Consider the following 14,281-nt stretch of genomic DNA (forward strand, 5'->3'; position numbering starts at 1 on the left):
GTGCTGACCGATCCCCGCTTTACGACTGAAGTTGAGATCACCGTTCCGTTCCACGACGTCGATATGATGGGCGTGGTCTGGCACGGCAACTATTTCCGCTACTTTGAGATCGCCCGCGAGGCGCTGCTCAATCAGTTTGACTATGGCTATCGCCAGATGAAAGCCTCCGGCTACGTCTGGCCCGTTGTCGACACGCGGGTGAAATACCGCGATGCGGTGACCTTTGAGCAGCGCATTCGCGTTCGCGCGCAGATTGAAGAGTATGAAAACCGCCTGCGCATTGCCTATCAAATTTTCGATGCGCAGAGCGGCAAACGCACCACCACCGGCTACACCATCCAGGTGGCGGTGGAAGAAGCCACCCGCGAAATGTGCTTTGTCAGTCCGGCAGTACTGTTTGAACGTATGGGAGTCATGCCATGAAATGGTTGCCTTTGCTGGCGCTGATCGTCAGCCCGCTGGTCAGCGCCGTGACGCTGGATGAACTGCAGCAGCGTTTCACCGAGCAGCCCGTGGTGCGCGCGCACTTCGAACAGGTCCGCACGATAAAAGATATGCCGCAGCCGCTGCGCTCGCAGGGCGAGATGCTGATCGCCCGCGACAGCGGCCTGCTGTGGGATCAAAAAGCGCCGTTTCCGATGACGCTGCTGCTGGACGACAAGCGGATGGTTCAGGCGATCAACGGCCAGCCGCCGCAGACCATCACCGCCGACAATAATCCGCAGATGTTCCAGTTCAACCACCTGCTGCGGGCCCTGTTCCAGGCCGACCGCAAGGTGCTGGAAGAGAACTTCCGCATCGATTTTAAAGACCTGGGCGCGGGCCGCTGGTCGCTGGTGCTTACCCCAAAAACGACGCCGCTGGACAAGATTTTCGCCACCCTCGATCTGGGCGGCGCGACCTATCTTGAGACGATCCGCCTGAACGACAGGCAGGGCGACCGTACCGATATCGCCCTTTCAAACCACCAATTGACGCCCGCCAGCCTGACCGATGACGAACGCCAACGCTTTGCCGCACCGTAAATCCCTGCGCCCGGCGCTGCTGTGGGCCACGGTATGTCTGGTTATGCTGGGCGTGCTGCTGTCGCTGCTGCCCGGCGCGCGGCTGAACAGCAGCGTGCTGGCCATGCTGCCGAAGCAGACGCTGGGGGCGATCCCTCCGGCGCTCAACGACGGGTTTATGCAGCGTCTCGACCGCCAGCTGGTCTGGCTGGTCAGCCCCGGCAAAGAACCCGATCCGCGCGTGGCGCAGCAGTGGCTTGAACTGCTGCACAGCAGCGACGCGCTCCGCGAGGTCAAAGGCCCGATGGACGCCGCCGGGCAAAAGGCCTGGGGAGAGTTCTTCTGGCAGCACCGCAACGGGCTGATTGATCCGACCACCCGCGCCCGCCTGCAAAACGGCGGAGAAGCGCAGGCGCAGTGGATTTTATCCCAGCTCTACTCCGCCTTCTCCGGCGTCAGCGGTAAAGAGCTGCAAAACGATCCGCTGATGCTGATGCGCGGCTCGCAGCTCGCCCTGGCGCTAAACGGCCAGAAGCTGCGGCTGATGGACGGCTGGCTGGTCACGCAAGATGAAGCGGGAAACTACTGGTATCTGCTGCACGGCGAACTGGCGGGCTCATCATTTGATATGCAGCAGACCCACCGGCTCGTGACGACGCTTAACGCGCTGCAACAGACGCTGAAAGCGCGTTACCCGCAGGCGCAGCTGCTTTCGCGCGGGACGGTGTTCTACAGCGATTATGCCAGCCAGCAGGCTAAACGCGACGTCTCAACGCTGGGCATCGCCACCCTGCTTGGGGTGTTCCTGCTGATCGTGGCGGTGTTCCGCTCTCTGCGCCCGCTGCTGCTGAGCGTGCTCTCCATTGCCATCGGCGCACTGGCGGGCACGGTGGTGACGCTGCTGCTCTTTGGCGAACTGCACCTGATGACGCTGGTGATGAGCATGAGCATCATCGGTATTTCGGCCGACTATACGCTTTACTACCTGACCGAACGGATGGTGCACGGCGCGGATCACTCCCCCTGGCAAAGCCTGGCCAAAGTGCGCAATGCGCTACTGCTGGCGCTGCTGACGACCGTCGCCGCCTACCTGATTATGATGCTGGCCCCCTTCCCCGGGATCCGCCAGATGGCGGTATTTGCCGCGACGGGGCTGAGCGCCTCCTGCCTGACGGTAGTTTTCTGGCATCCGTGGCTGTGCCGGGGTTTGCCGGTGCGCCCGGTTCCCTTTATGGTCCTGATGTTGCGCTGGCTGGCCGCCTGGCGACGCAGTAAAAAACTGTCCGTTGGTCTGCCCGTCGCGCTGGCGCTGCTCTCCGCAGTGGGAATGAGCACCCTGAAGGTGGACGACGACATCGCCCAGCTGCAGGCGCTGCCGAAAGATATTCTGGCGCAGGAGAAAACCATTACCGCCCTGACCGGCCAAAGCGTCGATCAGAAATGGTTTGTGGTGCATGGCGCTTCGCCCCAGCAAACGCTGGAGCGGCTGGAAGCCTTTACTCCCGCGCTGGCCGAGGCGCAAAAGGCGGGGGATCTCACCCGTTGGCGCACCCTGCCGCTGAACTCGCTGGCCCGCCAGAAAAGCGACCTTGCGCTGCTGCGGGACGCCGCGCCTGCGGTGACGAACGTGCTGAAAAGCGCAGGGCTCAACGCCGTTTCCCCCAATCTGGACGCCATGCCGGTCAGCGTGGACGCGTGGCTTGAAAGTCCGGCCAGCGAGGGCTGGCGTCTGCTCTGGCTGACCCTGCCGGGCGGGGAAAGCGGCGTGCTCGTGCCGGTGGACGGCGCAAAAAACAGCGCGGCGCTCGGTGAGCTGGCCGCGCGCTATGACGGCGTCGTCTGGGTGGACCGCAAGGCCAGCTTTGACAGCCTGTTTGCCCTCTACCGCACGCTGCTGACGGGGCTACTGTTTGCGGCGCTGGCGGTGATTGCCTGCGGGGCGATGCTGCGCCTCGGCTGGCGCAAAGGGTTGATAAGCCTGGTGCCGTCCGTACTGTCGCTGAGTTGCGGCCTGGCGGTCCTGGCCGCAACGGGCCACCCGGTAAATCTGTTTTCACTGCTGGCGCTGGTACTGGTGCTCGGCATTGGTATTAACTACACGCTGTTCTTCAGCAACCCGCGCGGTACGCCGCTGACTTCGATGCTGGCGATTACCCTGGCCATGATGACCACCCTGCTGACGCTGGGCATGCTCGTCTTCAGCGCCACCCAGGCCATCAGCAGCTTTGGTATTGTGCTGGTGAGCGGTATTTTCACCGCCTTCCTGCTGGCACCGCTGGCGATGCCGGATAAGAAAGAGAGAAAACGTAAATGAACGCTGTTTATCGCGCCGTCGCGCTGGCCGCGGTGTTGCTGCTGGCAGGCTGCAGCCATTCGACCGATACCAAGGAGACGCGGCCTCAGGCCTGGCTTCAGCCTGGCACCAAAGTCACTCTGCCGCCGCCCGGCATCAGCCCGGCGGTAAGCTCCCAGCAGCTGCTGACCGGCAGCTTTAACGGGCAAACGCAGTCCCTGCTGGTGATGCTCAACGCGGATGCGCATAAGGTCACGCTGGCCGGCCTCTCTTCCGTGGGCATTCGCCTGTTCCTGGCAACGTACGACGAGAGCGGTATTCATACCGAGCAGTCGATCGTCGTGCCGCAGCTGCCGCCCGCCAGCCAGGTGCTGGCCGACGTGATGCTCAGCCACTGGCCGATTAGCGCCTGGCAGCCGCAGTTGCCGAAGGGCTGGACGTTAACGGACAATGGCGATCGGCGCGAGCTGCGCAACGCCAGCGGCAAGCTGGTGACGGAGATTGTCTATCTCCAGCGCAAAGGCAAGCGCGAGCCGATCAGCATCGAGCAACACGTATTCAAATACCACATCACCATTCAATATCTGGGTGACTGAGATGATTTATATATCCGCTGTTGGCATGGTCAACGCGCTGGGCAACTCGCCTGATGAAATTGCCGCCAACCTGGCTGCGGGCGTGGCGCCGGGCATGCACGCCCGGACCGGCTGGCTGCAGGGAATGCCCGAAGCGGTACTGGGCGGGGTGGAAGGCGAACTGCCGCTCATCCCGGACACCTTCTCTGCACACCGCACCCGCAACAACCAGCTGCTGCTGGCCGCGCTGGCGCAGATTCAGCCCGCCGTTGACGAGGCCATCGCTCGCGTTGGTCGCGACCGCGTGGCCGTGGTGCTGGGAACCAGCACCTCCGGGCTGGATGAAGGCGATGAGCACGTGCGTCTCATGACCGACGGCGAGATCAGCACGCGCTGGCAGTATCCGCAGCAGGAGCTGGGCGATCCGTCCCGCTTTCTCGCCAACTGGCTGCAGCTTGAAGGCCCGGCTTATACGATCTCCACCGCCTGCTCCTCCAGCGCGCGGGCGATGATCGGCGGCAAACGCCTGATCGAAGCAGGGCTGGTGGATATCGCCATTGTCGGCGGAGCAGACACCCTGAGCCGGATGCCCGTGAACGGCTTTAACAGTCTTGAATCCTTCTCCCCCACGCTCTGCGAGCCGTTTGGCCGGGACCGCCGGGGGATCACCATCGGTGAAGCGGCGGCGCTGATGGTATTAAGCCGGGAACCCGCGGACGTGGCGCTGCTCGGCACGGGCGAATCCAGCGATGCGTACCATATTTCCGCCCCGCATCCGCAGGGCGACGGGGCGATAAGGGCTATCACTCAGGCGCTCAGCGAAGCGGGCATGCAGCCGGACGACATCGGCTACATCAACCTGCACGGCACGGCCACGCCGCTCAACGATCAGATTGAATCACAGGTGGTTCACGATCTCTTCGGAGAAAGCGTGCCGTGCAGTTCAACCAAACACCTTACCGGCCACACGCTGGGCGCTGCCGGCATTACCGAAGCGGCTTTGAGCTGGCTTATCCTGACGCGCGATCTGCCCTTGCCGCCGCAGGATTTTTCCCGCTACGCTCCGGACGAGACGCTGGCGTCGTGCGGCCTGCTGCACCAGAGCACCGCCCTGAAAAAGCCGGTGATTTTGTCTAACTCGTTCGCGTTTGGCGGCAATAACGCCAGCATTCTGCTGGGGAGAACGTCATGAGCTATCTATCACCCGAAGCCTATTTGCCGCACGATGCGCCCATGATGCTGCTGGGGTCCGTTGAAAATGTGACGGATGACATGGCGGTCTGCCGCGTAGCGGTTGACAGGCAAAGCGTGCTGGCACCGTTTCTCAATGCCGATGGCGACCTGCCGGGCTGGTACGCGCTCGAGCTAATGGCGCAGACCGTTGGCGTCTGGTCGGGCTGGCATCGTCAGCAGCAGGGGCAGGAACATATCGCGCTGGGCATGGTGCTCGGCGCGCGCGAGCTGGTCTGCGCCAGCGGGCGTTTCGCCAAAGGCTTAACGCTGGACATTACCGTTAAGCTGCTGATGCAGGACGAACGCTTCGGCAGTTTTGAATGCACGATTTGCGCAGGTGAAGAGACGCTGGCCACGGGCCGGGTCAATACCTTCCAGCCGACTGCAGAAGAATTAACATCGCTTTTTAATCAGGGATCCCACGCATGAGTCGTTCCGTACTGGTCACAGGGGCCAGCAAAGGCATTGGTCGCGCCATCGCCCGCCAGCTTGCCGCTGACGGGTTTACCGTCGGCGTGCATTACCATCGTGATGCCGCAGGCGCGCAGGAGACGCTGGACGCCATCACGCAGGCGGGCGGCAGCGGCCGTTTACTCTCGTTTGACGTAGGCAACCGCGAGCAGTGCCGTGAAGTGCTTGAGCAGGAAATTGATGCCCATGGCGCATGGTATGGCGTGGTCAGCAACGCCGGAATTACCCGCGATGGCGCTTTTCCGGCACTGAGTGAAGACGACTGGGACAGCGTGATCCACACCAATCTCGACAGCTTTTATAACGTCATACACCCCTGCATTATGCCCATGATCGGCACCCGTCAAGGCGGGCGCATTATTACCTTATCCTCCGTCTCCGGCGTGATGGGCAACCGCGGCCAGGTGAACTACAGCGCGGCCAAAGCGGGCATTATCGGCGCCACCAAAGCGCTGGCGATCGAGCTGGCAAAACGCAAAATCACCGTGAACTGTATTGCGCCAGGGCTGATTGATACCGGCATGATTGAAATGGAGGAGGCCGCGCTTAAGGAAGCGATGTCCATCATCCCAATGAAACGTATGGGCCAGGCAGAGGAGGTCGCCGGGCTGGCAAGCTATCTGATGTCGGATATCGCGGGCTACGTCACCCGCCAGGTCATTTCGATTAACGGAGGAATGCTATGACGCGTCGCGTGGTGATTACGGGCATGGGCGGCGTCACCGCCTTTGGCGAGAACTGGCAGTCCGTTTCCAGCCGGCTGCTGGCGTATGAAAACGCCGTGCGTAAAATGCCGGAATGGCAGGTTTATGATGGCCTGCACACCCTGCTGGGCGCGCCGATCGACGATTTCGCGCTGCCGGAACACTATACCCGCAAGCGTATTCGCGCCATGGGCCGCGTGTCGCTGATGTCGACCCGCGCCACCGAGCTGGCGCTGGAGCAGGCGGGGCTGATTGGCGAAGCGGTGCTCACCAACGGGCAAACCGGCATCGCCTACGGTTCTTCGACAGGCAGCACCGGCCCGGTCAGCGAATTCGCGACCATGCTTACCGAAAAGCACACCAATAACATCACCGGGACAACCTACGTCCAGATGATGCCGCACACCACCGCGGTGAATACCGGCCTGTTCTTTGGACTACGTGGCCGCGTGATCCCAACGTCGAGCGCCTGTACCTCCGGCAGCCAGGCGATTGGCTACGCCTGGGAGGCAATTCGCCACGGCTATCAGACCGTGATGGTCGCGGGGGGCGCGGAAGAGCTTTGTCCGTCTGAAGCGGCGGTGTTTGACACGCTGTTTGCCACCAGCCAGCGCAACGACGAACCCAAAACCACCCCCTCGCCGTTCGATACGCAGCGCGATGGTCTGGTGATTGGGGAAGGCGCAGGCACCCTGATTCTGGAGGAGCTTGAGCACGCCAGAGCGCGTGGGGCCACCATCTACGGTGAGATCGTGGGCTTTGCCACCAACTGTGACGCGGCCCATATCACCCAGCCGCAGCGTGACACCATGCAGATATGCATGGAGCAGTCGCTGGCGATGGCGGGGTTAAGCGCCCGGGATATGGGGTATATCTCCGCGCACGGTACCGCCACCGACCGCGGCGATATCGCCGAAAGCCAGGCCACGGCCGCCATCTACGGTGACAGCGTGCCGGTTTCCTCGCTGAAGAGCTATTTTGGCCACACGCTGGGGGCCTGCGGCGCGCTGGAAGCGTGGATGAGCCTGCAGATGATGCGCGAAGGCTGGTTTGCCCCGACGCTCAATTTAACGCAGCCGGATGAGCAATGCGGGGCTTTAGATTATATTATGGGAGAAGCCCGTCAGATTGACTGCGAGTATCTGCAGAGCAATAACTTCGCGTTTGGCGGCATCAATACCTCGATTATCATTAAACGCTGGGCGTAACTATGTACCGGTTTGTACTGGGAAAAATTTCCACCCTTTGCGCGGACCCGCTGGCGTCAACGCTTGCAGATAAGGCACCTCAGGGTGCACGACAGGCCTCCTGGCTGGCGGGTCGGACGCTGCTCGCCAGAACATTATCCCCTCACCCGCTCCCCGACATCATTTACGGCGAGCAGGGGAAGCCGGCTTTTGCGAAGGGGGAGCCGCTGTGGTTCAACCTGAGCCATAGCGGTGATGATATCGCCCTGCTGATGAGCGATGAAGGCGAAGTGGGCTGCGATATCGAAGTGATTCGCCCCCGCAAGAACTGGCAGGCGCTGGCCAACGCCGTTTTCAGCCTGACAGAGCATGACGAGCTGGAGCGTGAAGCGCCCGAGGAACAGCTTTCTGCCTTCTGGCGTATCTGGACGCGCAAAGAAGCGATTGTGAAACAGCGCGGCGGCAGCGCCTGGCAGATTGTCAGCATCGACAGCACGGCGCAGTCGCACTCGGTCAGCCAGCTGCAGCTCGGTTCTCTGAGCCTTGCCGTCTGTACCTCGACCCCTTACACCCTGACCACCGAGTCGATTATTCACGTCGGGGCAGGAAAATCACCAGTACACCCAGCATAATCAACGCGACGCCCAGCAGCCCATGCCAGGAGAAGTGCTCCCCCCAGCCGGGCAGCAGGATTGCCGCGCCCCACACCAGGATATAGCTGAGGCTCAGCAAGGCATACGCTTTGCTGAGCGCCATGCGATGCAGCGCCAGATACCAGCAGCCCATGGAGGCAACGTATCCCGTTAACCCCAGCAGCAGCGCGCCCGTGCCGGACGAAACGTGCCACAGCGCGGAGATAAACGTCAGAAAATCGCTGACCGGCGGCAGAGCCTGCATGGCATCGCGCAGCAAAAGCTGTGCGGCGCTGACTAACAGCACGCTGCATAACGCCCAGAACGCGCCTTTCACAGGCTTCCTCCCAGCACGATAATCCCCATGATAATGAACCCGACCCCCAGCCAGTGGTGCATAGCAACGTGCTCGCGCCAGAAGACCTTCGCCGCCAGCGTCACCCAGACAAAATTGAGGCTTAGCATAGGGTAAGCTACGCCGACGGGCAGGCGCTGCAGCACCACCAGCCAGACCAGCATTCCGCAGCCCAGTGCCAGCATCGCCAGGCCAAGCCACCGCATGATGTGCGCGCCACGCCGTCCGCCTTTCGCCGGACGGGTAGCCTGTTTCTGGCACAGCTGTCCCGCGCAGCTCAGCAGGCTTGCCAGTATGAGCCAGGTCCAGGTCATCACTTCGGCAGATACTCCAGCAGGGCCAGACGCCCCTGGATATAGAGATTGTCCGGCTGCGGTAAATTCGCCTCTGCAATATCGTCACGTTTAGACAGCAGCATCACCAGCGACACGCTTCCCTGCTTACGATGCGTTGCCAGCCACTGCGCGAAGTCGTCTTCACTGACAAAGCGATCTTTCGCATCGGGATAATCCAGCCCGTAGCGCAGCTCGCCGCTCTGAGCAAACAGCGTGATGTCACTGCGCTTCAGCTCCCACGCCAGGCCCGCGGCCACGCCAACGTTATTGGTCAGCACAAAGCGGCTGCCCTGTAGCGGCTCGCGCACGGTATCCACCAGCGACTGCGGCTGCTTGGAATCCACCACCAGGTTCGGAATGGCAAAACCAATCAACAACGCCAGACCCGCAGGACACAGCGCCGCCAGCCACCAGCGCCGCTGGCTCTGCCGCAGCGTAAACCAGCCTACCGCGCCCCAGATGAGGAACGCCACCACCGCGCAGAAGACTTTATACAGTTCGACCGATGTCCAGACCGGATGCTTAGCCAGCCCCCACGGCGAAACCGCCAGCGCCGCCACCACGCCGATAGCGCCAAACGCCAGGTTAATGCCGCCGTTAATGCGCAACGCTTTGGCCCCTTTTTCCGCCGCGAGGCAAGCATAGCGCGCCATCAGGATAGCCAGCGGGGCAAAACAGGGCAGGATATAGGTCGGCAGCTTGCCTTTAGCGATGCTGAAAAACAGCAGCGGCATCACCACCCACCCCAGCAGGTAGAACCCGCCGCCCGCGTTTTGTCTGTCATTCCAGCCAAGACGCAGCGCGCCTGGCAACAGCGCCAGCCACGGCAGGCTGCCCGCGAGCAGGAACGGCAGGTAATACCAGAACGGAGCTTTATGCTGCGCGTCGCTCTGGGCAAAACGCTGAATATGCTCAACCCAGAAGAAGTAGCGCCAGAAATCAGGCTCGCGGTGCGCAATGGCCAGCCCCCACGGCAGAACAATCAGCACGCAGCTCAGGACCGCGAGCCAGCCAAAAATCAGCACCTCTTTCCAGCGCTTTTGGGCAATCACCCACGGCAGCACGCCGATCACCGGTACCGCCAGCGCCAGAAAGCCTTTGGTCATCACCCCCATGCCGCAGGCCAGCCCAAGCAGCACATAGCCGCCCGCTTTTCCGGCCACGGTGCGCGCCTGTGAGGCGAGCCAGAAGCTGCACATCGCCGCCACCAGCCACAGGGTGACGATGGGATCCAGCACCGCATAGGTGCCGATGCCATACACCAGGAACAGGGTCAGGAAGATCAGGCCGGAGAAAATGGCCGTACGCTTATCCCGCCAGAGACGCCAGGCCATCCAGATCACCAGCAGCGCCGCGAGCCCGGTGGAGAAGATCGACCCGGCGCGTACGGCAAAGTTCGTGTGCCCGAACAGCCATTGTCCGATAGTGTTGATCCAGTAGCCGGCAATCGGCTTTTCAAAGTAGCGCAGCCCGAGGAAATGCGGGACAACCCAGTCACCCGATGCCAGCATTTCGCGGCTGATTTCCGCATAGCGCGTTTCATCAGGCTGCCACAGCAGGCGAATATCGACCGGAATGAAGTAATAAACGATAAACAGTGCGAAAAGCGCTACGCCATAACGGGCTGTTTTCATGGGACCGGACTCACGGTTTGTTGATAGCCAAGCCAGCCTTCCCGGCCAGCCAGTTCATTACGGACGACTTTACCCACGGGCAGGGTGCTGAGGTCGTCCGGCAGCAGCTCGCTCAACGGACAGAACGCAATGCCTTCCTGAGCGGCCATCGTCAGCAGCGCATCGAAATCATGCTGCCAGGCAATCCCTTCCACTTCGGCATGGATGGTATAGACCGGCGTTCCGGCGTCACGATGGATGCGGTCCAGAATGTAGCGATTAAATGCTTCCGCCTTCACCTCGCGCCCCACCACCTCATCCCACGTAGGAAGCGTGACAGGAATTTGCACAGTACCGTAGCGATTTTCGCCCAACAGCGGCAAAAACGGCCCGGTTCCACGACAGTCGCTGTTGTAGCGAAACGCGAAATGCTCTTTGGCTTTGACCACCCGCTGGTCGGCACGCCATCCCGCCACGGCGGAGCAGCGCACGGGCTGACCGATGATGGCCTCAAGTTCCAGCATTCCACGCTCGACCTCACGGGACAGGCGCGGGATATCCCAGACGCCCGCCCACGCCTGCCAGGCGTGATGATCCCAGGCATGCAGGCCGACCTCGTGTTGCTGCGCCGCCGCGCGGATAACCGCTTCATTACCCGCGCCGATGCGTCTGCCGGGCCAGGCGGTGCCAGCCAGCAAAATATCCCAGCCGTAGAGGGATGCCGCGCGCGAGCGCAGCATTTTGAACAGAAATGCCGGTTTAACCAGACGCCATAAATGGCGTCCCATGTTGTCAGGCCCCACGCTGAAGAAAATGCTGGCACGCACGCCGTGCCTGCTCAGCAGTTCCAGCAGTCTGGGCACGCCGTCACGCGTTCCCCTGAAGGTGTCGACATCAATGCGTAAACCGACTTTTTTCATGAGGCCTGTTCCGATAGCTCCACGGTGCGCAGGAAGAAGTCGAGCGTTTCATCAATGGTCTGCTCCATCTTCACCGTCGGCGTCCAGTTCAGGCAGCGCTTCGCGTTGCGGATGCTTGGCTTACGGTGCTCGACGTCCTGGTAGCCCTTACCGTAGTAGCTGCTGCTTTCCACTTCGCGGAAACCGGCAAACGGCGGGAAGCGATCGCGCAGCGGGTGGCGCTCAAAGCTGGCCAGTAGCATCTCTGCCAGCTCGCGAATGCTCGCCTCGTTTTCCGGGTTACCGATGTTAATGATCTCACCGTTGCAGCGGTTATCTTTGTTCTCAATGATGCGGAACAGGGCTTCGATACCGTCGCTGATGTCCGTAAAGCAGCGTTTCTGGCTCCCGCCTTCAATCAGCTTGATAGGCGAGCCTTCGACCAGGTTCAGGATCAGCTGAGTGATCGCGCGGGAGCTGCCGATTCGCGCTGCGTTCAGGTTATCCAGACGCGGGCCCATCCAGTTAAACGGACGGAACAGGGTAAAGCGCAGACCCTCTTTCTCGCCGTAGGCCCAAATCACGCGGTCCAGCAGCTGCTTGGAGACAGAGTAAATCCAGCGCTGCTTGTTGATCGGCCCGACCACCAGGCTGGAGGCATCCTCATCGAAGTTTTTGTCGGTACACATGCCGTACACTTCAGAGGTGGACGGGAAGATGATGCGCTTGTCGTATTTCACGCAGTCGCGGATGATCTTCAGGTTCTCTTCGAAATCCAGCTCGAACACGCGCAGCGGGTTACGGGTGTACTCGATTGGCGTGGCGATGGCGACCAGCGGCAGCACCACGTCGCATTTTTTAATGTGATATTCGATCCACTCGGAGTGAATGCTGATATCCCCTTCCACAAAGTGGAAGCGCGGGTTGTTGAGGAAACGGCTGATGGCGTCAGAGCCGATATCCAGACCGTAAATCTCGTAGTTATCGTCTTTGAGCAGACGTTCGGTCAGGTGGTTCCCGATAAAGCCGTTCACGCCGAGGATCAGCACGCGCGTGCGGCGCTTGATGGCAACCACCGGCGCGCTGGTGATCAGCGCCCCGGCCACCAGACCCAGAGACTGCGCCAGCTGCGTGCCCTGAACGTACAGGCCGTTGTCGGTCTGCCCGGTGACGATCTCCAGCGCCTGCTCGCCGCAGCTCACAATCAGCGGGGAGACGGAGACGACGGTGCCCGGCTTAGCGGCCGGGATATCGTCACGCACGCGGGATTTCCAGACGATAAATTTGCTTACGCCTGCAAAGCTATACGCGCCCGGCCACGGGTCGGTCACGGCGCGCACCAGGTTGTGCAGCTGGCGGGCGGGTTTATTCCAGTCCAGGCGACCATCTTCCGGCGCGCGGCGGCCAAAGCAGCTGGCCTTGCTTTCGTCCTGCTCGGTCTCGCTGAAGGTGCCGTTGAGGATGGCTGGCAGCGCGTCACGCAGCAGGCTTTGCGCCGCGGTGCAGAGTTTATGATGCAGCTCAAGCGCGGTTTCATCCGCGTCGATTGCCACGCGCTGCTGGGCGACGATGGCCCCGGCATCCGCGCGGCGCACCATGCGGTGCAGCGTCACGCCCGTTTCCGTTTCGCCGTTGACCAGCACCCAGTTCAGCGGCGCGCGGCCACGGTAGGCGGGCAGCAGAGAGCCGTGAAGGTTAAACGCCCCTTTTGCGGCCAGGCCTAAGATCTCGTCGCAGATCAGGTTGCGATAGTAGAACGAGAAGATGACATCAGGTGCGAGCGCGCGGATGCGATCCACCCACAGCGGGTGGTTGACGTCGTCCGGGGCATACACCGGAATACCGCGCTCGGCGGCGATACGCGCCACGGAGCCGAAGAAGTGATTCTCCCCCGCCGCATCCGGATGGGTAAAGATTGCAGCAATGTCATAGCCCGCTTCCAGCAGGGCCAGCGTGCCCGCGCACCCCATATCGTGATAGGCAAATACAACGGCTTTCATGGGTGGTTTTCCTCTTGAGATGCTTTGTGTTCCTGACGGACAACACGTTGAATAAAGTAGCGCGGACGTGCGCGAACATCGTTATAGATACGGCCTATGTATTCACCGAGCAGGCCCATTCCGACGAACTGGGCGCCGATGAACATAAACAGCACGGCAAAAAGCATGAAGACCCCTTCCGCCGCCCACTGCGGGCCAAAGACCAGCCGCAGCACCACCAGCAGGACGGACAGCGTAAAGCCGGCCAGGGCGATGATGCTGCCGAACACGCTCAGCAGGCGCAGCGGCGTGGTGGTCAGGCAGGTGACTAGGTCGTACATCAGGTTGATGAGACGCATAAAGCTGTACTTCGATTCCCCGTGCTCGCGCTCGGCGTGCAGGACCGGAATTTCCGTTGCCTTGCGGGCAAAGGTGTTGGCGAGGATCGGAATAAAGGTGCTGCGCTCATGGCAGTGCAGCATGGCGTCGACAATATGGCGGCGGTAGGCGCGCAGCATGCAGCCGTAATCGCCCATTGCTTTACCGGTGGTGCGCTGAATAAGACGGTTGATGGTGCGCGACGCCAGCTTGCGGAACAGGCTGTCCTGACGGTTCTGACGCACCGTGCCGACCACGTCATAGCCTTCGTCGGCTTTCGCCACCAGGCGCGGGATCTCCTCCGGCGGGTTTTGCAGATCCGCGTCCAGGGTGATAATCAGATCGCCCGTAACGTGGCTGAACCCGGCCATAATGGCGGAGTGCTGGCCATAGTTACGGTTGAGCAGCACGGCGACAATATGGCTGCCTTCGGCCTGGGCGGCTTCGGTCAGCATCAGCGCGGAATCATCACTGCTGCCGTCGTCCACCAGCAGAATTTCATAGGCTTTGCCCAGCGTATCGCAGGCTGCCGTGGTGCGGCGGATCAGCTCGGGCAGGCTCTCCTGCTCGTTATAAACAGGGATGACCACAGAAACTTTTTGTACAGGCGGTGCGCTGAACAT

15 protein-coding genes are annotated in these 14,281 nt (G+C 61.5%); 9 read left to right on the top strand and 6 right to left on the bottom strand.

Features of this window, described 5'->3' with window-relative positions; all coding sequences use genetic code 11:
* From IM265_RS17945 to acpT, 9 genes are read left to right on the top strand one after another with little or no spacing between them, the layout of a single operon-like run.
* Positions 1-423: a thioesterase family protein gene (locus tag IM265_RS17945; RefSeq protein ID WP_182034969.1), complete on the top strand. Its 423-nt coding sequence runs from the start codon at positions 1-3 to the stop codon at positions 421-423.
* On the top strand, positions 420-1,025 hold the full coding sequence (locus IM265_RS17950; protein ID WP_045631452.1) for an outer membrane lipoprotein carrier protein LolA: 606 nt from the start codon (positions 420-422) through the stop codon (positions 1,023-1,025). Before IM265_RS17945 ends, IM265_RS17950 begins: the two co-directional genes overlap by 4 nt.
* On the top strand, positions 994-3,318 hold the full coding sequence (locus tag IM265_RS17955; RefSeq protein WP_182034967.1) for an MMPL family transporter: 2,325 nt from the start codon (positions 994-996) through the stop codon (positions 3,316-3,318). The genes IM265_RS17950 and IM265_RS17955 overlap by 32 nt, the downstream gene beginning before the upstream one ends.
* Positions 3,315-3,893 (top strand): DUF3261 domain-containing protein, encoded by a 579-nt coding sequence (locus IM265_RS17960; protein ID WP_049138150.1) that lies wholly within the window; start codon positions 3,315-3,317, stop codon positions 3,891-3,893. Before IM265_RS17955 ends, IM265_RS17960 begins: the two co-directional genes overlap by 4 nt.
* Before the next feature lies 1 nt (position 3,894).
* The gene (locus IM265_RS17965; RefSeq protein WP_182034963.1) at positions 3,895-5,064 is read left to right on the top strand and encodes a beta-ketoacyl-[acyl-carrier-protein] synthase family protein; all 1,170 of its coding nucleotides are present in this window, start codon (positions 3,895-3,897) and stop codon (positions 5,062-5,064) included.
* On the top strand, positions 5,061-5,534 hold the full coding sequence (locus IM265_RS17970) for a 3-hydroxy-fatty acyl-ACP dehydratase (protein WP_045259387.1): 474 nt from the start codon (positions 5,061-5,063) through the stop codon (positions 5,532-5,534). The genes IM265_RS17965 and IM265_RS17970 overlap by 4 nt, the downstream gene beginning before the upstream one ends.
* Positions 5,531-6,262 carry a 3-ketoacyl-ACP reductase FabG2 gene (locus tag IM265_RS17975; RefSeq protein WP_028014712.1) on the top strand — a complete coding sequence of 244 codons (732 nt, stop codon included), beginning with the start codon at positions 5,531-5,533 and terminating at the stop codon, positions 6,260-6,262. Before IM265_RS17970 ends, IM265_RS17975 begins: the two co-directional genes overlap by 4 nt.
* Entirely contained in the window at positions 6,259-7,488 is a 1,230-nt protein-coding gene (locus IM265_RS17980; RefSeq protein ID WP_028014713.1) for a beta-ketoacyl-ACP synthase, read from the top strand. The genes IM265_RS17975 and IM265_RS17980 overlap by 4 nt, the downstream gene beginning before the upstream one ends.
* Positions 7,489-7,490: 2 nt before the next feature.
* Positions 7,491-8,099, top strand: coding sequence for a 4'-phosphopantetheinyl transferase AcpT (gene acpT, locus IM265_RS17985; protein ID WP_100171197.1), 609 nt, complete (start codon positions 7,491-7,493; stop codon positions 8,097-8,099).
* Here the strand turns inward: acpT and arnF are convergent.
* Genes arnF through arnC form a run of 6 tightly spaced genes read right to left on the bottom strand, consistent with a single transcriptional unit; the run spans position 8,056 to position 14,281 of the window.
* Complete coding sequence (arnF, locus tag IM265_RS17990) at positions 8,056-8,436, bottom strand: 4-amino-4-deoxy-L-arabinose-phosphoundecaprenol flippase subunit ArnF (protein WP_028014715.1); 381 nt, start codon at positions 8,434-8,436, stop codon at positions 8,056-8,058. The genes acpT and arnF overlap by 44 nt on opposite strands.
* On the bottom strand, positions 8,433-8,768 hold the full coding sequence (gene arnE / locus IM265_RS17995) for a 4-amino-4-deoxy-L-arabinose-phosphoundecaprenol flippase subunit ArnE (RefSeq protein WP_049138155.1): 336 nt from the start codon (positions 8,766-8,768) through the stop codon (positions 8,433-8,435). Before arnE ends, arnF begins: the two co-directional genes overlap by 4 nt.
* Entirely contained in the window at positions 8,768-10,423 is a 1,656-nt protein-coding gene (gene arnT, locus IM265_RS18000; RefSeq protein ID WP_192979069.1) for a lipid IV(A) 4-amino-4-deoxy-L-arabinosyltransferase, read from the bottom strand. The genes arnE and arnT overlap by 1 nt, the downstream gene beginning before the upstream one ends.
* Positions 10,420-11,322 (bottom strand): 4-deoxy-4-formamido-L-arabinose-phosphoundecaprenol deformylase, encoded by a 903-nt coding sequence (arnD, locus tag IM265_RS18005; protein WP_193031698.1) that lies wholly within the window; start codon positions 11,320-11,322, stop codon positions 10,420-10,422. Before arnD ends, arnT begins: the two co-directional genes overlap by 4 nt.
* Positions 11,319-13,301 (bottom strand): bifunctional UDP-4-amino-4-deoxy-L-arabinose formyltransferase/UDP-glucuronic acid oxidase ArnA, encoded by a 1,983-nt coding sequence (gene arnA, locus IM265_RS18010; protein WP_041911877.1) that lies wholly within the window; start codon positions 13,299-13,301, stop codon positions 11,319-11,321. Before arnA ends, arnD begins: the two co-directional genes overlap by 4 nt.
* Positions 13,298-14,281, bottom strand: a complete 984-nt coding sequence (arnC, locus tag IM265_RS18015) for an undecaprenyl-phosphate 4-deoxy-4-formamido-L-arabinose transferase (protein ID WP_041911876.1) — start codon at positions 14,279-14,281, stop codon at positions 13,298-13,300. Before arnC ends, arnA begins: the two co-directional genes overlap by 4 nt.

The sequence above is a fragment of the Enterobacter cloacae complex sp. P17RS genome, assembly GCF_014895885.1.
GTDB lineage: Bacteria > Pseudomonadota > Gammaproteobacteria > Enterobacterales > Enterobacteriaceae > Enterobacter > Enterobacter bugandensis.

What these genes read in the sequence shown, in the direction of transcription:
- IM265_RS17950 (WP_045631452.1), top strand. Translation starts at nt 420, where the DNA reads ATGAAATGGTTGCCTTTGCTGGCGCTGATCGTCAGCCCGCTGGTCAGC.
- IM265_RS17955 (WP_182034967.1), top strand. Translation starts at nt 994, where the DNA reads ATGACGAACGCCAACGCTTTGCCGCACCGTAAATCCCTGCGCCCGGCG.
- IM265_RS17960 (WP_049138150.1), top strand. Translation starts at nt 3,315, where the DNA reads ATGAACGCTGTTTATCGCGCCGTCGCGCTGGCCGCGGTGTTGCTGCTG.
- IM265_RS17965 (WP_182034963.1), top strand. Translation starts at nt 3,895, where the DNA reads ATGATTTATATATCCGCTGTTGGCATGGTCAACGCGCTGGGCAACTCG.
- IM265_RS17970 (WP_045259387.1), top strand. Translation starts at nt 5,061, where the DNA reads ATGAGCTATCTATCACCCGAAGCCTATTTGCCGCACGATGCGCCCATG.
- IM265_RS17975 (WP_028014712.1), top strand. Translation starts at nt 5,531, where the DNA reads ATGAGTCGTTCCGTACTGGTCACAGGGGCCAGCAAAGGCATTGGTCGC.
- IM265_RS17980 (WP_028014713.1), top strand. Translation starts at nt 6,259, where the DNA reads ATGACGCGTCGCGTGGTGATTACGGGCATGGGCGGCGTCACCGCCTTT.
- acpT (WP_100171197.1), top strand. Translation starts at nt 7,491, where the DNA reads ATGTACCGGTTTGTACTGGGAAAAATTTCCACCCTTTGCGCGGACCCG.
- arnE (WP_049138155.1), bottom strand. Translation starts at nt 8,768, where the DNA reads ATGACCTGGACCTGGCTCATACTGGCAAGCCTGCTGAGCTGCGCGGGA.
- arnT (WP_192979069.1), bottom strand. Translation starts at nt 10,423, where the DNA reads ATGAAAACAGCCCGTTATGGCGTAGCGCTTTTCGCACTGTTTATCGTT.
- arnD (WP_193031698.1), bottom strand. Translation starts at nt 11,322, where the DNA reads ATGAAAAAAGTCGGTTTACGCATTGATGTCGACACCTTCAGGGGAACG.
- arnA (WP_041911877.1), bottom strand. Translation starts at nt 13,301, where the DNA reads ATGAAAGCCGTTGTATTTGCCTATCACGATATGGGGTGCGCGGGCACG.
- arnC (WP_041911876.1), bottom strand. Translation starts at nt 14,281, where the DNA reads ATGTTCAGCGCACCGCCTGTACAAAAAGTTTCTGTGGTCATCCCTGTT.